This window comes from Sphingomonas aquatilis (assembly GCF_014196115.1).
GTDB lineage: Bacteria > Pseudomonadota > Alphaproteobacteria > Sphingomonadales > Sphingomonadaceae > Sphingomonas > Sphingomonas aquatilis.
Genome location: NZ_JACIDB010000003.1, coordinates 420,574 through 439,564, shown reverse-complemented (window position 1 = coordinate 439,564; position 18,991 = coordinate 420,574). Strand labels below are relative to the sequence as shown.

Annotated in this window: 21 protein-coding genes and 2 tRNA genes; 4 read left to right on the top strand and 19 right to left on the bottom strand. The window is 65.9% G+C overall.

The features are described 5' to 3' along the window. Nucleotides 1-330: 330 nt before the first annotated feature. The 3 genes from lepA to pnuC are packed head-to-tail and all read right to left on the bottom strand — an operon-like array spanning nt 331 to nt 3,269. Entirely contained in the window at nt 331-2,142 is a 1,812-nt protein-coding gene (gene lepA, locus GGR47_RS10775; RefSeq protein WP_017979455.1) for a translation elongation factor 4, read from the bottom strand. A 33-nt stretch (nt 2,143-2,175) separates the two neighbouring features. After that, entirely contained in the window at nt 2,176-2,700 is a 525-nt protein-coding gene (locus GGR47_RS10770; RefSeq protein ID WP_147036497.1) for an AAA family ATPase, read from the bottom strand. Continuing rightward, nucleotides 2,697-3,269, bottom strand: a complete 573-nt coding sequence (gene pnuC / locus GGR47_RS10765; RefSeq protein WP_244305114.1) for a nicotinamide riboside transporter PnuC — start codon at nt 3,267-3,269, stop codon at nt 2,697-2,699. The genes GGR47_RS10770 and pnuC overlap by 4 nt, the downstream gene beginning before the upstream one ends. A gap of 140 nt (nt 3,270-3,409) precedes the next feature. Here pnuC and GGR47_RS10760 point away from each other — a divergent pair. Both GGR47_RS10760 and GGR47_RS10755 read left to right on the top strand, forming a co-directional pair. Next, a tRNA-Pro gene (locus GGR47_RS10760) sits at nt 3,410-3,486 on the top strand. Between the two features lie 61 nt (nt 3,487-3,547). Then, a tRNA-Arg gene (locus GGR47_RS10755) sits at nt 3,548-3,624 on the top strand. Between the two features lie 46 nt (nt 3,625-3,670). On the opposite strand, the gene GGR47_RS10750 is transcribed toward GGR47_RS10755, so the two are convergent. Further along, on the bottom strand, nt 3,671-4,480 hold the full coding sequence (locus GGR47_RS10750) for a shikimate 5-dehydrogenase (protein WP_147036499.1): 810 nt from the start codon (nt 4,478-4,480) through the stop codon (nt 3,671-3,673). A gap of 157 nt (nt 4,481-4,637) precedes the next feature. On the opposite strand from GGR47_RS10750, the gene GGR47_RS10745 reads away from it, so the two are divergent. Beyond that, the gene (locus GGR47_RS10745; protein ID WP_147036500.1) at nt 4,638-5,336 is read left to right on the top strand and encodes a pirin family protein; all 699 of its coding nucleotides are present in this window, start codon (nt 4,638-4,640) and stop codon (nt 5,334-5,336) included. A 198-nt stretch (nt 5,337-5,534) separates the two neighbouring features. Here the strand turns inward: GGR47_RS10745 and guaA are convergent, their stop codons facing one another. From guaA to GGR47_RS10715, 6 genes are all read right to left on the bottom strand, one after another. After that, complete coding sequence (gene guaA, locus GGR47_RS10740; RefSeq protein ID WP_147036501.1) at nt 5,535-7,091, bottom strand: glutamine-hydrolyzing GMP synthase; 1,557 nt, start codon at nt 7,089-7,091, stop codon at nt 5,535-5,537. Between the two features lie 241 nt (nt 7,092-7,332). After that, the gene (gene rplQ, locus GGR47_RS10735) at nt 7,333-7,755 is read right to left on the bottom strand and encodes a 50S ribosomal protein L17 (RefSeq protein ID WP_043060684.1); all 423 of its coding nucleotides are present in this window, start codon (nt 7,753-7,755) and stop codon (nt 7,333-7,335) included. A 257-nt stretch (nt 7,756-8,012) separates the two neighbouring features. Then, nucleotides 8,013-9,080: a DNA-directed RNA polymerase subunit alpha gene (locus GGR47_RS10730; RefSeq protein ID WP_017979463.1), complete on the bottom strand. Its 1,068-nt coding sequence runs from the start codon at nt 9,078-9,080 to the stop codon at nt 8,013-8,015. A gap of 83 nt (nt 9,081-9,163) precedes the next feature. Next, nucleotides 9,164-9,553 carry a 30S ribosomal protein S11 gene (gene rpsK / locus GGR47_RS10725; protein WP_017979464.1) on the bottom strand — a complete coding sequence of 130 codons (390 nt, stop codon included), beginning with the start codon at nt 9,551-9,553 and terminating at the stop codon, nt 9,164-9,166. Between the two features lie 84 nt (nt 9,554-9,637). Beyond that, nucleotides 9,638-10,006: a 30S ribosomal protein S13 gene (gene rpsM / locus GGR47_RS10720; protein WP_017979465.1), complete on the bottom strand. Its 369-nt coding sequence runs from the start codon at nt 10,004-10,006 to the stop codon at nt 9,638-9,640. 169 nt (nt 10,007-10,175) lie between these two features. Further along, a complete protein-coding gene (locus GGR47_RS10715) occupies nt 10,176-10,421 on the bottom strand; it encodes a hypothetical protein (RefSeq protein WP_017979466.1) in 246 nt (81 codons plus the stop codon). Nucleotides 10,422-10,520: 99 nt separating this feature from the next. Here GGR47_RS10715 and GGR47_RS10710 point away from each other — a divergent pair, with 99 nt between their 5' ends. Next, the gene (locus GGR47_RS10710; protein ID WP_167509751.1) at nt 10,521-10,664 is read left to right on the top strand and encodes a hypothetical protein; all 144 of its coding nucleotides are present in this window, start codon (nt 10,521-10,523) and stop codon (nt 10,662-10,664) included. A gap of 175 nt (nt 10,665-10,839) precedes the next feature. Here the strand turns inward: GGR47_RS10710 and GGR47_RS10705 are convergent, their stop codons facing one another. The 9 genes from GGR47_RS10705 to rpsE all read right to left on the bottom strand — a co-directional run bounded on the left by GGR47_RS10705 (nt 10,840) and on the right by rpsE (nt 18,990). Then, a complete protein-coding gene (locus tag GGR47_RS10705) occupies nt 10,840-11,040 on the bottom strand; it encodes a hypothetical protein (RefSeq protein WP_017979468.1) in 201 nt (66 codons plus the stop codon). Nucleotides 11,041-11,188: 148 nt separating this feature from the next. Next, on the bottom strand, nt 11,189-12,535 hold the full coding sequence (locus GGR47_RS10700) for a sensor histidine kinase (protein WP_147036502.1): 1,347 nt from the start codon (nt 12,533-12,535) through the stop codon (nt 11,189-11,191). Nucleotides 12,536-12,612: 77 nt separating this feature from the next. After that, nucleotides 12,613-13,308 carry a winged helix-turn-helix domain-containing protein gene (locus GGR47_RS10695; RefSeq protein WP_147036503.1) on the bottom strand — a complete coding sequence of 232 codons (696 nt, stop codon included), beginning with the start codon at nt 13,306-13,308 and terminating at the stop codon, nt 12,613-12,615. Between the two features lie 420 nt (nt 13,309-13,728). Continuing rightward, nucleotides 13,729-14,376, bottom strand: a complete 648-nt coding sequence (locus GGR47_RS10690) for an adenylate kinase (protein WP_017979471.1) — start codon at nt 14,374-14,376, stop codon at nt 13,729-13,731. Nucleotides 14,377-14,415: 39 nt separating this feature from the next. Further along, nucleotides 14,416-15,780, bottom strand: coding sequence for a preprotein translocase subunit SecY (secY, locus tag GGR47_RS10685; RefSeq protein ID WP_017979472.1), 1,365 nt, complete (start codon nt 15,778-15,780; stop codon nt 14,416-14,418). A 224-nt stretch (nt 15,781-16,004) separates the two neighbouring features. Next, entirely contained in the window at nt 16,005-16,547 is a 543-nt protein-coding gene (gene rplO, locus GGR47_RS10680; RefSeq protein ID WP_147035646.1) for a 50S ribosomal protein L15, read from the bottom strand. An 85-nt stretch (nt 16,548-16,632) separates the two neighbouring features. Next, nucleotides 16,633-17,682 (bottom strand): acyltransferase family protein, encoded by a 1,050-nt coding sequence (locus GGR47_RS10675; RefSeq protein WP_147035645.1) that lies wholly within the window; start codon nt 17,680-17,682, stop codon nt 16,633-16,635. Between the two features lie 375 nt (nt 17,683-18,057). Next, nucleotides 18,058-18,234 carry a 50S ribosomal protein L30 gene (gene rpmD / locus GGR47_RS10670; RefSeq protein WP_017979476.1) on the bottom strand — a complete coding sequence of 59 codons (177 nt, stop codon included), beginning with the start codon at nt 18,232-18,234 and terminating at the stop codon, nt 18,058-18,060. Between the two features lie 6 nt (nt 18,235-18,240). Further along, on the bottom strand, nt 18,241-18,990 hold the full coding sequence (gene rpsE / locus GGR47_RS10665; RefSeq protein WP_017979477.1) for a 30S ribosomal protein S5: 750 nt from the start codon (nt 18,988-18,990) through the stop codon (nt 18,241-18,243). Nucleotide 18,991 lies beyond the last annotated feature (1 nt).

Below are 18,991 nucleotides of genomic sequence, written 5' to 3'. Positions count from 1 at the left end.
GTGTCGATCGACCACGCGGCTTCGCCGCGGCGTTGGCGCGCTGAAGACCAACTTCGGCCCCATCAAACCCGTCACCCCGGACTTGTTCGGGGTCTACCAGGCGGCAAGGGGATGCCCGGAGGCTCGAAGCGCAAGCCTCGCAGCAGAGTGGACTCCGGAACAAGTCCGGAGTGACGAAGAAAGAAGACACTTCGAAACACGCCCACGCCGCGGCAAAGCCGCGTCGTCGATCGACACGCGCGACGACATGGTCACGCGGTCGTCGGCCGAGCTGGCGCTGGTCCTCGGCTAAGCAGCTGCGCCGCTTAGCCTCGGGCGCTCACCTCAGCCTCAGCCCTCATCCCCCATCCGCAACGCTGCGATAAACGCCTCCTGCGGGATGCTCACCGAGCCGTACTCCCGCATCCGGGCTTTGCCCTTCTTTTGCTTGTCGAGCAGCTTGCGCTTACGCGTCGCGTCGCCGCCATAGCATTTCGCGGTCACGTCCTTGCGCATCGCGCTGATCGTCTCGCGCGCGATGACCTTGCCACCGATCGCCGCCTGGATCGGAATCTTGAACATGTGCCTCGGGATCAGCTCCTTCAGCCGCTCGACCATCCCACGCCCGCGCACTTCGGCGGTGCCGCGGTGAACGATCATGCTTAGCGCGTCGACCGGCTCCTCGTTCACCAAGATGCTCATCTTGACGAGGTCGCCCTCGCGATAGCCGATCTGGTGATAATCGAAGCTGGCATAGCCCTTCGACAGCGACTTCAGGCGATCGTAGAAGTCGAACACCACTTCGTTGAGCGGCAGTTCGTACGTCGCCTGGGCGCGGCCCGAGACATAGGTCAGGTTCTTCTGGATACCGCGGCGGTCCTGGCACAGCTTCAGGATGCTGCCGAGATATTCGTCGGGGACGTAGATCGTCGCCTCGATCCACGGTTCGCTGATGCTCTCGATCTTGTTGGGATCGGGCATGTCTGCGGGGTTGTGCAGGTCGATCTGGCCGCCACCATGCGTCAGGTCGATCTGATAGACCACCGACGGCGCGGTCGTGATCAGGTCGAGGTCGTATTCGCGGGTCAGCCGCTCCTGGATGATTTCAAGGTGCAGCAGGCCGAGGAAGCCACAGCGGAAGCCGAAGCCCAGCGCCGCACTCGTCTCCATCTCGAAACTGAAGCTCGCATCGTTCAGCCGCAGCTTGCTGATCGACTCGCGCAGCTTCTCGAAGTCATTGGCATCGACCGGGAACAGGCCGCAGAACACCACCGGCTGCACTTCCTTGAACCCCGGCAGCGGCTCGGCCGCGGGCTTCTTGGCGTCGGTCAGCGTGTCGCCGACGCGCGCCTGCGCGACGTCCTTGATCTGCGCGGTGATGAATCCGATCTCGCCCGGCCCCAAATCGGTCAGCTGCTCGATCTTCGGGCGGAAGCAGCCGACGCGATCGACGAGGTGGGTGGTGCCCGCCTGCATGAAGGCGACCTGCTGCCCCTTCTTCAGCGTGCCGTCGATCACGCGGACGAGGATGACGACGCCGAGATACGGATCGTACCACGAATCGACCAGCATCGCCTTGAGCGGCGCGGTCGCATCGCCCTTGGGCGGCGGAATCTTGGTGACGATCGCGTCGAGGATGTCGTCGATGCCGATCCCCGACTTGGCGCTGGCCAGCACCGCTTCCGACGCATCGAGGCCGATGACGTCCTCGATCTCCTTGCGCACCTTCTCGGGCTCGGCGGCGGGCAGATCGATCTTGTTGATGACGGGCACGATCTCATGGTCATGCTCGATCGACTGATAGACGTTGGCCAGCGTCTGCGCCTCGACGCCCTGCGCTGCGTCGACCACCAGTAGCGCGCCCTCGCACGCCGCCAGCGACCGCGACACTTCGTACGCGAAGTCGACGTGGCCCGGCGTGTCCATCAGGTTCAGCGTATAGGTGACGCCGTCCTTCGCGGGATACGAGAGGCGCACGGTCTGCGCCTTGATCGTGATGCCACGTTCCTTCTCGATGTCCATGTTGTCGAGCACCTGGCTCGACATCTCGCGGTCGGTCAGGCCGCCGGTGCGCTGGATCAGGCGGTCGGCAAGCGTCGACTTGCCATGGTCGATATGGGCGATGATCGAAAAGTTACGGATCTGCGAAAGCGGGGTCGTCATGCGCCGCCCCTAGCAGGGGACGACGGCTTTGCGCTAGTCGCGGCTCAGCGCCTCGATCGCGTGCAGCGCGTTGATGTAACGCGTTGAGCCCTGCCCGCTCACCAGCGCCCAGCGCACGCCGCGTTCCTCCAGAATCTTGCGGCTGAGATCGAAGAAACGCTGGCGTTGCGCGGGGCTGCCGAACATCCGCGTGCCATCGTCGACCCAGGGCAGATCGATATCGAACAGGAGGTAGATGTCCGCCGTATTGGTCCAGGTCGCGAACCAGGGATCGCGGCGACCGAACATCATGTCCGCCCACACCGCCGTCATCAGCGGATCGGTGTCCAGGATCACGGGATAGCTGCGTTCTGACAGCGCGCCGCGTGTCTTGCCGTCATGCCCCTTCGCGATCTCGACCAGATCGGCCATCGTCAGATCGGTGCCGAACGCCTCGCAATAGGTGCGCCCGAACTCGGCGACATGCGGCACGCCACCGAAATGCTGGACGAGACGCGGGATCATCGCCGACTTGCCGGTGCTTTCCGGCCCGTGCAGGCAGATCGTTCGGGGCGTCACGCCGCCACCGCCAGCTGGCGTCGCGACGCCGCGCGCTGCCAATCGACGTAACCATACACCGCCAGCGCGAGCAGCACCCCGTACACGCCGGCGGTAAACCACAGCCCCTTGGCGACGTAGAGCGGCACGCTCGCCATATCGACCGCAATCCACACCCACCAGCTTTCGATGCGACGGCGCGCCTGCAACAGCTGGGCTGCCACCGACGCGATGGCGATCGCGCCGTCCCACCAGGGGTAAGAGGCATCGGTGTAACGATGCATCAATGCGCTCCAGATCACCCAGGCGGTGATACCGCCCGCCAACCAGCGCGTTCGCCCCTGCGAATCGAGCGTGTCGACCACCACCTCGCCCGCCGCTTGCCGACTGCGCGACCAGTTCGCCCAGCCGTACAGATTCGCCGCAAAGAAAAAGCCCTGAAGCAGCGAGTCGCTATACAGCCGCGCCTCGAAGAAGACGCTCGCGTAGATCGCCACCGCTATCAGCGCGACCGGATAGTTCCACAGGCTGCGGCCTGCGACGAGCGCCACGTTCAGGATTACCAGTGCCGCAGCAAGGGCTTCGATCATGTTCACGCGCCACCTGCTACGGCGGACACGCATGATTTCGCAAGAGAGTGCATGGGGCGCTTGCATCCCGTTTCGGGCGTGGCTATAGGCGCGCCTCCAAGCACGGTCGGGTCGCCGAAAACGACCCGGACGGACTCCGTCGGGGAGTAGCTCAGCCTGGTAGAGCACTGTCTTCGGGAGGCAGGGGCCGGAGGTTCGAATCCTCTCTTCCCGACCATATATCCGCTGCGGGTCCCACCCGCAGCCCAAATACCCGCCGTGGCTTTTGCCACGGCCAAGCGCCCGTAGCTCAGCTGGATAGAGCATCAGACTACGAATCTGAGGGTCGGACGTTCGAATCGTTCCGGGCGCGCCATTTTATAAATATCGATGAATGTGACTCGGTGTCTCGCCGATCCGGCTCAGCCGCGCGCGAAGGCGGCGGCCTCGGCGACCTGCGCGTCGGTCGGCGTCACACCCGTGTACAGGATGAATTGCTGCAAGGCCTGTAACGTCGCCACCTCGGTGCCGGTGATGCAGCGCTTGCCCGCCTCGTGCGCCGCGCGGAGGAAAGGCGTTTCGGGCGGATATTGCACGACGTCGAAGGCAATCGTGCAGTCCGCGATCATCTCGGCCGGAAAGGCGAGCGCATCGGCATCGGCACCCGTCATGCCGAGCGGCGTCACGTTGATCAGCAGCGCCGCGCCCTCCGTCAGCTCCGGCGCCCAGCGATAGCCGTACAGCGTCGCGAGCGGTTCGCCCGCCGCCCGGTTGCGCGCGACGATCGTGCCGTCGGCAAAGCCGCTGTCGCGCAGCGCGGCAGCGACCGCCTTGGCCATACCACCCGATCCGCGCAGCACGAATCGCGTGGCAGGGTCGATGTCGCGCAGCAGATCCACCACCGCGCCGTAATCCGTATTGTGGCCGGTGAGCACGCCATCGTCGTTGACGATCGTGTTGACGCTGTCGATCGCCGCGGCGGAGGGCGCGAGGCCGTCGAGCAGCGCAATCACCGCCTCCTTGAACGGCATCGAGATCGCGCAGCCGCGGATATTCAGCGCCCGAATGCCGCCCACCGCCGCGGGCAGATCGGTGGTCGAGAAGGATTTGTAGACGAAGTCCAGCCCCGTCAGCTCGTACAGCCGGTTATGGAAGCGCGAGCCGAAATTGCCGGGACGCGCCGACAGGGACATACACAGCCGCGTGTCGCGGCCGATAGGAGGCTTGGTCATGCCCCCTCCTCTCGCGTGTCGGCGCCCGCGTCAACGCACGTCAATTCGCGAACGGACCGTTGCCGTTTGCCGCCCTTCATCGCCTCGCCCACCCGCGCCATATTGCGATTCAACGAGGGCCGCCGGCGATCCGCCGCCCCTCATCGGGAGACGTATCATGATCGACCTTCGTCCCTTCGCGTCGCTGGGCGGTGCCAACCATGGCTGGCTCGACGCCAAGCATCATTTCAGCTTCGCCAATTACTATGATCCCAAGCGCGAAAGCTGGGGCAATCTGCGCGTCTGGAACGACGATACGATTGCGCCGCAATCGGGTTTCCCGCCGCACCCGCATCGCGACATGGAAATCATCACCTACGTCCGCGAAGGCGCGATCACGCATCAGGACAATCTCGGCAACCTCGGCCGGACCGAGGCAGGCGACGTGCAGGTCATGAGCGCGGGCACCGGCATCGCGCATGCCGAATATAATCGTGAGGATGTGACGACCAAGATCTTCCAGATCTGGATCCAGCCGACCAGCCGCGGCGAACAGCCGAGCTGGGGTGCCCGTCCCTTCCCCAAGGGCGAGCGCGCGGGGCAGTTCGTCGTGTTGGCGAGCGGTTACGAGGAGGACGGCGATGCGCTGCGCATTCGCACGGACGGCCGGGTGGTCGCAGCGACGCTGAAGGCGGGCGAAAGCGCGGAGTATTCGCTGGGCAAGGATCGGCGCGGCTATCTGGTGCCGGCAACGGGCGCGGTCGAGATCGATGGCGTGCGGGTCAACGCCCGCGACGGCGCGGCGATCGCGGACCAGGACGTGCTGCGGGTGACCGCGCTGGAGGACAGCGAACTGGTGCTGGTGGACGTGGCGTAGGCGGCTCACCCAAACTCCGCCGTTCGCCCTGAGCCTGTCGAAGGGCAGCCCGCCGCGCGCGACGCCACCGCGTGTGGCGAGGCGTGCTTCGACAGGCTCAGCACGAACGGAATAGGACCGCCGTGCAACTCAGCCAGCGGCGGCTGCTCGCCGCTGAGTGACCGGGCCGCGATCCTGCCCCGCAGGATCGCGGCCCGGTCACTCCCACTCGATCGTACCGGGGGGCTTGCTGGTGTAATCGTAGACGACGCGGTTGACGCCCTTCACCTCGTTGATGATCCGAGTCGCGACCCGCGGCAGGAAGTCGCCCGGGAACTGGAACGCCTCCGCGGTCATGCCATCGACCGAGGTGACCGCACGCAACGCCAGCACGCTGTCATAGGTGCGACCGTCGCCCATCACGCCGACCGAGCGGACCGGCAGCAGCACCGCGAACGCCTGCCAGATCGCATCGTACAGGCCGGCGTTGCGGATCTCTTCGAGATAGATCGCATCCGCCTTCCGGAGGATGTCGCAGCGTTCCTGCGTGACCTCGCCGGGGATACGAATCGCGAGGCCCGGTCCGGGGAACGGGTGGCGGCCGACGAAGATTTCGGGCAGCCCCAGCTCGCGACCTAGCGCGCGGACCTCGTCCTTGAACAGCTCGCGCAGCGGCTCGACGAGCTTCATGTTCATGCGCTCGGGCAGGCCGCCGACATTGTGGTGGCTCTTGATCGTCACCGACGGGCCGCCGGTAAAGCTGACGCTTTCGATCACGTCGGGATAGAGCGTGCCCTGCGCGAGGAACGCCGCCCCACCGATCTTCTTCGCTTCCGCTTCGAAGACGTCGATGAAGGTCTTGCCGATGAACTTGCGCTTCGCCTCGGGGTCGGTGACTCCGGCGAGGCCGTTCATGAACAGGCTCTGCGCCTGCACATGGACCAGCGGGATATTGTAATGGCCCCGGAACAGGCCGACGACCTGCTCCGCCTCACCGGCGCGCAGGATGCCGCCGTCGACGAACACGCAGGTCAGCTGGTCGCCGATCGCCTCGTGGATCAGCAGTGCGGCGACCGCCGAATCGACGCCGCCCGACAGACCGCAGATCACCTTGCCGCTACCGACCTGGGCGCGGATGTCAGCGATCTTGGCCTCACGGAACTCGGCCATCGTCCAGTCGCCGGTCAGGCCGCAGACGTGGCGGGCGAAATTGGCGATCAGCTTGCCGCCGTCCGGCGTGTGGACGACCTCCGGGTGGAACTGCACGCCATAGAAGCGGCGCGCCTCGTCGGCGACGATCGCGAAGGGCGCGCCTTCCGATACGGCGACGGGGGTAAAGCCGGGCGCAAGCGCGTCGACCTTGTCGCCGTGGCTCATCCACACCTGGTGGCGCTCACCCTCGGCCCACAGGCCGTCGAACAGACCGCAGCTGGTCTGCACATCGACGAAGGCCTTGCCGAACTCGCCACCGTCGCCAGAGACGACGACGTGGCCTCCCAGCTGCGCGGTCATGACCTGCTGGCCGTAACAGATGCCGAGGATCGGCAGACCGGCGTCGAAGAAGCGCTGCGGCACGCGAGGGCTGTTCTCGGCAGTGACCGAGGCCGGACCACCGGACAGGATGATGCCGGCAGGCTTAACCCGGTCGAAGGCCTCGTCGGCGGACTGGAAGGGCGCGATCTCCGAATAGACCCCGGCCTCTCGCACCCGGCGGGCGATGAGCTGCGTGACCTGGCTGCCGAAATCGACGATGAGAATGCTGTCGCTGTGCTGCATGGCGCCGGCCTTAGCGGCGCAGCCGCATAAGGCCAAGCCCGGCCGGCGGGGCGAAGGCCCCGTCCGACGACGCGGCTTTGCCGCGGCGGGCCAAGTGACTGACAAACACGAAAAAGGCCGCACCATCGCTGGTGCGGCCTTTCGTATTCGAAGGACGACTCGGCAAAGCCGAGTCGTCGGACGTCGCTTTCCGCGACGCCGGCCGGACGAGGCTTGAGCCGCGTCGCAGCCGGGCTGCGACTTACGCCGCCTCGTCGAAATCCTCGTCCGACATCACCGGGCCCGAATCCTGACCCTTGGCCGAGACGTCGCGGTCGACGAATTCGATGATCGCCATCGGCGACGCGTCCGACGCGCGGATGCCGGCCTTGATGATGCGGGTGTAGCCGCCGTTACGGTCGGCATAGCGCGACGCGAGAACGTCGAACAGCTTCACCAGCTGCGCGTCGTCGAGCAGGCGAGCATGGGCCAGACGACGGTTCGAGAGACCGCCCTTCTTCGCCAGCGTCACCAGCTTTTCGACGTAGGGACGCAGTTCCTTCGCCTTGGCGACGGTGGTGGTGATCTGCTCATGCTTGATGAGCGCGGCCGACATGTTGCGGAACAGGGCCGTACGATGGGCCGAGGTACGCTGCAGCTTACGGCCGCCGACGCGATGACGCATGGGTATTTCCTTCGTTTGTCAGGGGGCCGTGTCACGGAACCCCAAGGCTGGCGGTTTGATATCAGGGGACCGCCGTTCGCCCCTTTTTGGAAAGTCACAAAAGTCACGCCGAGGAGGGTGTCTTTTGGTGGCCGGGTGGCGGTGCGGCGAAGCCGCACCGATCACGTCGATCGGGTTCGGGTTGCGGCGTTGCCGCTCCCCGACCCGTCGGCCGGGCTGACGCCGTCTTCGGGATAGCATCGCTATCCCGAGGCAGCTTAGCCCATGATCTCCTGCTCGAGCTTCTTGGCCATCTCTTCGATGTTCTCGGGCGGCCAGCCGGGGATTTCCATACCCAGGCGCAGCCCCATCGACGAGAGCACTTCCTTGATTTCGTTCAAGGACTTGCGGCCGAAGTTCGGGGTACGCAGCATCTCGGCTTCGGTCTTGCCGACCAGATCGCCGATATAGATGATGTTGTCGTTCTTCAGGCAGTTCGCCGAACGCACCGACAGCTCCAACTCGTCGACCTTCTTGAGGAGGTAACGGTTGATCTGCTGCGTGTCGCCCGCCGTCTCGCCACCGGCTGCCGGAGCGGCCGCCTGGCCGATCGGTGCCGACGAGCGCGTGATCGCCGAATCGTCGAAGTGGACGAACAGCGCTAGCTGGTCCTGAAGGATGCGGCCGGCATAGGCCACCGCGTCTTCCGGGGTCACCGTGCCGTCGGTTTCGATCGTCAGCGTCAGCTTGTCGTAATCGAGGTCCTGACCGACGCGGGTCGGATCGACCTTGTACGACACCTGGCGCACCGGCGAATACAGCGCATCGACCGGGATCAGGCCGATCGGCGCATCGGCCGGACGGTTGGCGGTCGCGGGCACGTAGCCCTTACCGATGTCGGCGGTCAGCTCCATGTTGAGCGTCGCGCCTTCGTCCAGATGGCAGATGACCAGATCGGGGTTCATCACCTCGATATCGCCCGACACGGCGATGTCGCCGGCCTTCACCTCGGCCGGACCGGTGGCGGACAGCTGGAGACGCTTCGGGCCTTCGCCCTGCATCTTGAGCGCGATCTGCTTGACGTTCAGGACGATGTCCGTGACGTCTTCGCGCACGCCGGCAAGGCTGCTGAACTCATGCAGCACGTTCTCGATCTTGATCGAGGTGACCGCGGCGCCCTGCAGCGACGAGAGCAGCACGCGACGCAGCGCGTTGCCGAGCGTCAGGCCGAAGCCACGCTCCAGCGGCTCGGCCACGAAGGTCGCCTTGCGCTTGCCATCGCCGCCCTTCTTCTCAAGGCCGTTGGGCTTCTTCAGTTCCTGCCAGTTCTTTGCATTGACAGACACAGGTGTCCCCTAATTTGGGCCGGAACGGGGGCAGCTCCAGCCGGGAGAAAGACGCGCCGGCTCGTCAGCCGGCGCGTGGGTAATCAGACGCGGCGACGCTTCGACGGACGCACACCGTTGTGCGGGATCGAGGTGACGTCGCGGATCGAGGTGATCTGGAAACCGACCGCCTGCAGCGCGCGCAGCGCCGATTCGCGGCCCGAACCCGGACCCTTCACCTCGACCTCGAGGGTGCGGACGCCGTGCTCGGCGGCCTTCTTGCCGGCATCTTCCGCGGCCACCTGAGCGGCGTACGGGGTCGACTTGCGGCTGCCCTTGAAGCCCATCATGCCGGCGGACGACCACGAAATGGCGTTGCCCTGCGCGTCGGTGATGGTGATCATGGTGTTGTTGAAGCTGGCGTTCACATGCGCGACGCCGGCGGTGATGTTCTTGCGTTCGCGACGGCGAAGACGCTGCGGTTCACGTGCCATGGATTATGTCCTGACCTTAACTAGCTGAAACGCCGGGCGATCGTTGCCGACCAGCTTCCGGCGGAGAAGGAAGCGCGCAGGCGCTTACTTCTTCTTCCCTGCGATCGGCTTCGCCTTGCCCTTGCGGGTGCGCGCATTGGTGTGCGTGCGCTGGCCGCGGACCGGCAGGCCCTTGCGGTGACGCAGACCACGATAGCAGGCGAGATCCATCAGGCGCTTGATGTTCATCGCGGTTTCGCGACGAAGGTCACCTTCCACGGTGTGATCGGCGTCGATCGTCTCGCGGATCTGCAGCACTTCCTGATCGGTCAGGTCCTGAACGCGACGCTCGGCGGCGATGTTCAGCTTTTCCGTGATTTCCTTGGCCTTGGCCGGGCCAATGCCGTGAATGTAGGTCAGCGCGATCACCACGCGCTTGTTGGTCGGGATATTGACACCCGCGATACGTGCCATGAAACGTTTCTCCTAGCTCCACAGGGTTTGGCATGGCCGCACAAACCCCATCTCGTCGCATCTTCCGAGCAACACCTGCCCTGTACGCATGCACGCGACGCGCGCCAACAGGCGCCGCCGGGACCGGTGCTTCGGAAGGACAGGCAGGTAGGCGCGCGCAAACGCCCTGTCAAGCGAGCGGTTCCGCATTCGCGCGCACCTTCCTCAGCCCCACCCACCAGCGGCGGATGGCAATCGCCGTCCAGAGCAGCTCCACCGCGCCGAACGGCCAGGCACCCTGCAGGAACCCATAGGCCGAGCTGAGCAGGCAGCCGAAGGCGAAGCCCAATGTCCACCACGGCGACCGCTCCTCCATCAGGTAGCACAGCAGCATGAACAGGATGGCAAACAGGCCGAACAGATTGAGCGCAGTCATGCCGATCGCTGTACCGCTTTGCGACGCCGAGGCCAGCCGTTAACCTTTTGGTGAGCATGTTGGCGGCATCGTTCCACGGGTCAGTCCGAGGAAGATGTCATGGCCCTGTCGCAACACGCCTATCGCCGGATCGCCCAGAAGGTGCAGATGCCCGCGCCTGCTACGGTGCCCTGGTCGGCGCCCTCGATGAGCGAGCTGATCGCGCGGATTGAGGCCGCCCTCGCGACGCGCCGGGCAGCGTAAGGGCCTACTTTCCTTACCGTATATATCGCCGTTCGCCCTGAGCCTCTCGAAGGGCGCCTACCCACGAGCGATCCGCTTGCGGTGAGGCGCCCTTTGACAGGCTCAGGGCGAACGGGTTACGGGAACCGCTAGAGGACGCGGTAGCGCCCCCCCCTTAAAGCGGTAGCGCGCGCCCTCACACCAGCGGGAACGGCGCCTTCGCGGTGAACGCCATCAGCAGCAACATGCCCGACAGGCCGGCGGACAGACCGACCAGCAGATAGCCGACATATTGCAGCATCGGCGGATTGGGCCGCTTCAACTTGGCGTTCCGGGCCGCGCCCTGGAACACGAAGCTCATCAGCATGCCATAGGTGAAAACGATGGCCCCCAGCATAACGCTCCTTCTTGCCGTCTCCGGCGCAAAAGCCCCACATGCAGCCCCCCGGCCGCGTCCTGCCCGACACACTAAGCGCCGCGCCCTGACAAGTGGTTAACCATCGGCGGTGGGGAAAACACGACGAGTGGGCGGATCGGCCCGGTGGTCAGGTCCGCGTCACCGGCAGCACGATCCGCGCGATCAGACCCGGCGCGTTGTCGGCAAGCTCGAAACGCCCGTCGTGCAACCGTGCGACCGCCTCGATCAGCGCCATGCCGAGGCCCGCCCCCGGTGTGGTACGCGCCGCATCCAGCCGTCCGAAGCGCTTCAGCGCCTGTTCGCGATCCGCCTCGGCGATCCCTGCGCCGCGGTCCTCGACCTGGATCGCAATTGCCGTCGCCTGCCGTTCCAGCCGCAGCGTCAGCGCGCCGCCATCGCCGGCATGTTTCAACGCATTGTCGATCAGGTTGCCGATCGCCTGGCTCAGCAATTCGCGATGGACTCGCATCACCGGCGCCGAGTCGTCGATCGCGACGGTGAAGACCAGCCCTGCGTCCTCTGCGACCGGTTCGTAGAGATCGGCGATCTCGCGTACCAGTTCGGCGGGTGCCACCTCGGTGAACCGGTCGCGCGACACCGATTCGGATCGGCTGATCTCGATCACCATGGTCAGCATCCGCATCACGAGGTCGGTTTCGGTGAGCAGCCCGCCCAGCGCTGCCTCGCGCGCCTGCGGATCGGCGATCAGCACCGCCTGCTCGGTCTTTGTCCGCAGACGCGCGAGCGGAGAGCGTAGGTCGTGCGCGAGGCTGTCGGTGACGACGCGCAGTTCGACCATCAGCCGTTCGAGTTTCGACAGCATCTGGTTCAATCGGTCCGCCAATCGGTCGAAGGCATCGCGGTGGGCGGGCGTCAGCGGCACGCGTCGCGACAGGTCGCCTTCGCTCACCGCCTCCACCACCGCGGCGATGCGGGTCAACCGCCGGCCGACGTAGCGCGCGAGGATCAGCGCCGCGACCACCCCGAGCAACAGCGACAGCAGCACCGCGATCACCAGCGCATCCTCGATCGCACGCCGTTCGGTATCCACCACGTCGAGCCGGCGGCCGGCGAACAGCCAATGGTCGCCGATCGGGCGCAGCACATAGCCGATACCGTCGCGCGTGGTCGGCGAAACGACATCGCCGATCCGGAACGCGGTGGGCAGCAAGGCTGGCGACAGCCCGGGGGGCAGCGAGCCCGCCACCGTTCGCCCCTTGCGATCCAGCACCGCGATAAAGAAGGAACTGTCGTCGCCCGTATGGGCCTGGGCGGTCGCCGCCACCACCGGCGGCAGCCCGCCGATGCGGTAGAGCGCGCGCATCGCCTCGGCATGTTCGATCGTGTCGCGGCGCACCGTGTCGACGACCACCGCATCGGTCTGTTTCCAGACGAATCCGAGCAGCACGATATTGGCGGCCAGCGTCAACAGGATCGACAGCAGGGCGATACGGGCGGTGACGGACAGGCGCATGGCTCGCCCTATCGCATCCGGCGGTCAGCGGACAGTCCGGGACGGCCCCTTGCCAGGGACAACCGCTACCGGCGAAGTCAGGCGGGATCGGCCGCCAGACGGTAGCCCGCACCACGCACGGTGTGGAGGATCGGGGTCGGGAAGCCTTCCTCCAGCTTGCGGCGGAGGCGACCGATATGGACGTCGACCACGTTGCTGCCGGGATCGAAATGGTAGTTCCAGATCTTCTCCAGCATCATCGTGCGCGTCACCACCTGCCCCGCGTGCCGCGCGAGAAATTCCAACAGGTTGAATTCGCGCGCGCCGAGCGGGATCGACCGGCCGGCGCGGGTGACGGCGCGGGAGAGCAGATCGATCTCAAGGTCGCCGACCGACAGGCGCGTCTTGGTCGGCTCCGCCCCGGCACGGTCCGATCGGCGGACGAGCGCTTCGATCCGGGCCGATAGTTCGGCGAATGAGAAGGGCTTGCAGAGGTAATCGTCGGCACCTGCCTTCAGGCCGTCGACGCGGTCGTCCACCGCGCCCAGCGCCGACAGGATCAGCGCCGGCGTATCGAGCCCCGCCGCGCGAATCGCGCTGACCATCGCGAGGCCGTCCAGGCCCGGCAGCATGCGGTCGGCGATGATGAGGTCGAAGATGCCCTCGCTGGCGAGGAACAGGCCGTCACGCCCGTCATGCGCGGCTTCGACCGCATAACCGGCTTCGGACAGGCCCTTGGCGAGATAGGCCGAGGTCGACGCATCGTCTTCGACCACCAGGATCTTGCGGGTCATGCGCGCTCCTTTCGCCTGTCTGCAACCGTCTGCCTTCAAACGGGAACGGCCGGCGGAAAGCAAGCCCTCCGCCGGCCGCCACGGCACCCCCGGGAGTGTCGGGCGCCGATCTCGTCGAACCGTTCGGCCGCTTTGCGACCATGGGTCCGGTGTACGGAATGCGAGGTGGAGGGGCGATGACCGCGACATGACAAAAGCGTCATTCGAGTGGGTATCGAGGGTCGGGTCGATTGGGGTGAGCGCCTCGCGTCACCCACTCCGTCATTCCCGCGCAGGCGGGAATCCAGACGCGCAGATTCTCGCAAGAGCCGAAAGGTCAGAGGTTATGGATTCCCGCCTGCGCGGGAATGACGACATGTCCGGCAAACGAAAAGGGCGGCCCCACCGGACCGCCCTTTCCTTATTCGAACCTGAGCGGGCTCACTCGCCGTCGAGGATCGTCGCGATCTCGTTTGCGACATGCTCGATGTCGGCCATGCCGTTGACCCGCTGCACCAGGCCGCGCGCCTGGTAGATCGGCAGGATCGGCGCGGTCTTGGCGCGATATTCGTTCATCCGCGTGCGCACGGTTTCGGCATTGTCGTCCGGCCGGCGCTTGAACTCGGTCGATCCGCACACGTCGCAAACGCCCGCGACCTTGGGCAGCTTGAACCGGTCATGATAGCCCTCGCCGCACTTGGCGCAGGTGTAGCGACCCTCGACGCGCTCGATCAGCGCAGCCTCGTCGACCTCCAGCTCGATGACGTGATCCAGCGTCATGCCCCGCGCTTCGAGCAGCGAGTCGAGCGAGGCGGCCTGCGCCGCGGTGCGCGGATAGCCGTCGAAGATCGCGCCCCCGCCAACGCCCTGGTCCAGCCGCTCGCCGATCAGCGCAGAGACGATGTCGTCCGACACCAGCTCGCCCGCATCCATCACCGCCTTCGCCTGCAGCCCGACGGGCGAGCCCGCCTTCACAGCGGCGCGCAGCATGTCGCCGGTCGAGAGCTGCACCATGCCGCGCGAGGCCATCAGCCGCTGCGCCTGGGTGCCCTTGCCCGCCCCCGGCGGCCCGAGAAGGATGATGTTCACGCGTGTCCCCTTGTCGTCGGTGCAATCGTCGTCGCGGCGTTAACGCAGGCGCCCGCCCTTCAGCTTCGCCTTTTTGATGAGGTCGCCATACTGATGCGCCAGCAAATGGCTCTGGATCTGCGTCACCGTGTCCATCGTCACGTTGACGACGATCAACAGGCTCGTGCCGCCCAGGTAGAAGGGGATCGACAGTGCCGAGACCAGATATTCCGGCAGCAGGCAGATGATGACCAGATAGGCCGCGCCGATCACCGTGATGCGCGTCAGCACATAGTCGAAATAGGTCTCGGTGTTCTTGCCCGGGCGGATGCCGGGAATGAACCCGCCATAGCGCTTCAGATTGTCCGCAGTCTCTTCGGGATTGAAGACGACGGCGGTGTAGAAGAACGAGAAGAAGATGATGCCGGCAGCATAGAGCGCCATGTACACCGGCTGGCCGTGCGCCAGATACTGGTTGAGCGCGATGATGAAATCGCCCCACTTCGACTGGCCCGCGACGCGCTGGCCCGCGAACTGCGAGATCGTCAGCGGCATCAGCAGCAGCGACGAGGCGAAGATCGGCGGAATGACGCCCGCGGTGTTGATCTTCAGCGGCAGGTGGCTGCGATCCGCCTGCATGCCGCGCTGCGTCTGGCGCTTCGGGTACTGGATCAGGATGCGACGCTGGGCGCGCTCCATGAAGCAGATGAACAGGATCAGCGCGACGACCGCGACGATGATGCCGATCAGGCGCACCGCGTCGATCGAGCCAGACCGACCGCCTTCCAGCAGGTTGACCAGCGTGGTCGGCAGGTGGGCGACGATGCCCGCCATGATGATGAGCGACACGCCGTTGCCGATGCCGCGGCTGGTGATCTGCTCACCCAGCCACATCAGGAACATCGTACCGCCGATCAGGCTGATGACCGCCGCGATGCGGAAGGTCATGCCCGGCTCGATCACCGCCTGCACGCCATTGGTGGCCGACAGCGCTTCGAGGCCGACGGCGATGAAATAGCCCTGGATCGCGGTCAGCGCGACGGTGCCGTAGCGCGTGTACTGATTGAGCTTCTTGCGGCCCGATTCGCCTTCCTTCTTGATCGCGGCGAGCTGCGGCGACAGCGAGGTCGACAGCTGCACGACGATCGACGCCGTAATGTACGGCATCACGCCCAGCGCGATCAGCGACATGCGGCTGAGCGAGCCACCGGAGAAGGTGTTGAAGAAGTCGAGCACGCCGCCCGTGGTGCGCTGGCTCAGCAGGCCCAATGCGGTCGGATCGATGCCCGGCAGCGGCACGTAGGACAGCAGGCGGAAGACGATCAGCGCGCCGATCGTAAACCACAGCCGCTTTTTGAGGTCGGTCGCCTGCGCGAATTTCGCGAGGCTGATGCTTTGCGCCATCTGGTCGGCTGCGGATGCCATGCGTGTCGGTGTCCTGAAACGAAAACGGCGGGTAAGCGTCTGTCCGCCCCCGCCGCTCATATAGGCGCTACGCGCGCCTTGTCTAATCGCGACGCCCCTCGTTTCTCATCCCTTCGTCCCCCCGGGGTCGTTGGCCCCGGGTCCATTCGCCCGCCGCAGTGTCGCTAGCGGGCCGATGGATGCCAGGCCAAGCCCGGCATGACGAAGGATGAGACGAGAGCGGCTTACGCCTTGAACGACGCCTTCTTTTCCTGGCGCGCCTTGTGAGCGACGCCCTTCTTGGCAGCGGCCTTCTCCGACGCCGGGACGACCGTCGGGATGTCGAGCGAGCCACCGGCCTTTTCGATCATCTCACGCGCACCGGCCGAAACGCCCGCGACGTGGAACGACAGCTTGGCGGTCAGGTCGCCCTTGCCCAGCACGCGCACGCCGTCCTTGCCGCCGCGCACCAGACCGGCCGCCTTCAGCGCCGCCTGGTCGATCGTGCCCTCGGCCGACAGCTTGCCCGAATCGATCGCCTTCTGGATCGCGCCGGTGTTCACCGTGGCGTAGTCCTTGGCGAAGATGTTGTTGAAGCCGCGCTTCGGCAGACGCATGTGGAGCGGCATCTGGCCGCCCTCGAAGCCGGCGATGCTGACGCCCTCGCGGCTCTTCTGACCCTTGACGCCGCGGCCGCCGGTCTTGCCCTTGCCCGAGCCGATACCGCGACCGACGCGGATCTTGGACTTGCGGGCACCCTGGTTGTCGCGGAGTTCGTTGAGCTTCATGATATGCACTCGCTTTCGCTTGTTACGCGCTGATGGATTGGAAGCCGGCGCGCATAGCGGCATCGCCCCCGCTTGTCACGTGCTTTCAGCGCGACGGCGCCCGCGGCAGCAGACGCGGAAGCCAGCGCTCCACGGCCCACGCGAGCACGATCAGCAGCACCGCCGCCAGCGCGAAGCCCCCTGCCCCCTTGGCACGCTGCCAATCGACCAACAGCGGCATGTGCAGGACATAGAGGCCATAAGAGATGCTCGCGACCCCGGACCAGAGCGCCGGCGACCATGCGCTGGCGCGCGCCATCAGCCGACCGATAGGGCCGAACATCACCGCGACCACGACGGTGGCCACCACGAAATGCCGCAGCGGCAAGATCGGATAGAGGCCGATCCCATATCGCGGCTGCACCAGCGCCACCACCAGCGCGACGCCGCACAGCGCGACCAACCACGCCAGTGGTACTGCGATCGCCCGGACGCTCCGCGCCCCATCGAGATAGGCCTGTGCTGCCATCGCGCCCGCCCACCACAAGGGATAATAGGCGATCACCAACGCCAAGTGGTTCGGCATTATGGCGAACAGCGCATAGGCCGCGCAGCCGATCGCGCCCACCGCATGCGTCGTCAGCGCCGGCCGCTTGGTCCATAGCGCCAGCGTCGGGGGGAAGATGATGTAAAAGGCGATCTCATACGACAGCGACCATAGCGGATCGTTGCCCAGATACGGATCGGCCCACACGCCGGGCTTCAGCGTCGACACGTCCTGTATCGCCAGCAACGTGCCGATCAGCCGCCCCGCGTCGAAATGCCGCGCGAGCGTGCCATTGTCCCAATAGACGAGCGTCGAGACGATCATCGCCACGATCAGCGGCGGATAGATGCGCCGCACGCGTCGCCACGCATAGCCCCGCGGCGACAGCGCCCGGATACGTTCGTTCGCGAAGATCACGAAGCCGCTGAGCAGGAAAAAGACGATCACCGCCTCCTGCCCGAAGCGCAGCAGGTGCCCGGTCAATCCGGGGAATCCATAGCCTTTGGCGACATGGTGCGCGACGACGTACAGCGCGGCGCAGGCGCGCGCGGCGTCGAGCAGCGCGCGGACGTGGGGGCTCAGCGCGGGGGGCTGCGGCCTGGCGGTCATCAAAGCCGGTCGCGCAAACGTCGTGCAGGGATCATGCGACTAGGTGGCACAGATCGCTGCCCTTTGCCCATAGGATGGATTGCGCGATAGAGGGCGCTAGGCGTCGAAACACAGCTCGTCGCCTCCTCCTCCCTTCATCCCCGCGGAGGCGGGGATCCAGACACGCTAGCGACTGACGCTGGCCGCACGAGATGCCCGTCTCCGCGGGAACGCCCACGGGAGGAGTGGCAGCGGGTAATGCACCATGTGCCTGAGCTTGCTGATCACTCCCGATGACAAAGGCGATAGCTCCACGCCGCGCGAGCCCACCTCCACCAAACAAAAAAAGGGGCCGGCGAACCGACCCCTTCTTTTTGTCCATCGAAATGCGAGGGCTCAGCCCTGCACTTCGACCATATGCTGGACCTTGCGGATCATGCCGCGCACTTCGGGGCTGTCTTCCAGCTCCGAGACCTTGTGCATCTTGTTGAGGCCAAGGCCGATCAGCGTCGCGCGCTGATCCTTCGTGCGGCGGATCGGCGAACCGGTCTGCTTGATCTTGATCGTCGCCATGTCGAGTTACTCCGTGACGGCCGCTGCGTCCGCCTCGGCGGTCTGCGAACCACCGCGGCCGAGTAGGTCGGCGATCTTCTTGCCACGACGCTGTGCGACCGACTTCGGCGAAGTCTGCTCACCCAGCGCTTCGAACGTGGCGCGGATCATGTTGTAGGGGTTCGACGTGCCGACCGACTTGGTCACGACGTCCGCGACGCCGAGCGACTCGAAGATCGCGCGCATCGGACCGCCGGCGATGATGCCGGTGCCCTGCGGCGCTGAGCGCAACGTCACGCGACCGGCACCGAAGTGGCCGTTGCCGTCATGATGCAGCGTGCGGCCGTCCTTCAGCGGAACGCGAACCATCGCCTTCTTCGCCGATGCGGTCGCCTTCGAAATGGCTTCCGGCACTTCGCGTGCCTTGCCATGACCGAAGCCGACGCGGCCCTTGCCGTCGCCCACGACGACCAGCGCTGCGAAGCCGAAGCGCTTACCGCCCTTCACCGTCTTCGAGACGCGGTTGATGTGGACCAGCTTCTCGATCAGCTCTTCGCCGCCGTCGTCCTGGCCACCACGACGATCATCGCGACGACCGCCACGGCCGCCGTCACGGCCACCGCGATTGCCGCCCGGACCACCGGGACCACGACCGCCACCACGGCCGCCACGCGGACCGCGACCACCGCCCGGACCGCCGAAGCCGCCCTGGCCCTGCTGCGCGTCCTGAGGCGCGCCTTCAGCCGCTGCGGGCTGCACGTTGTTTTCGTCAGCCATC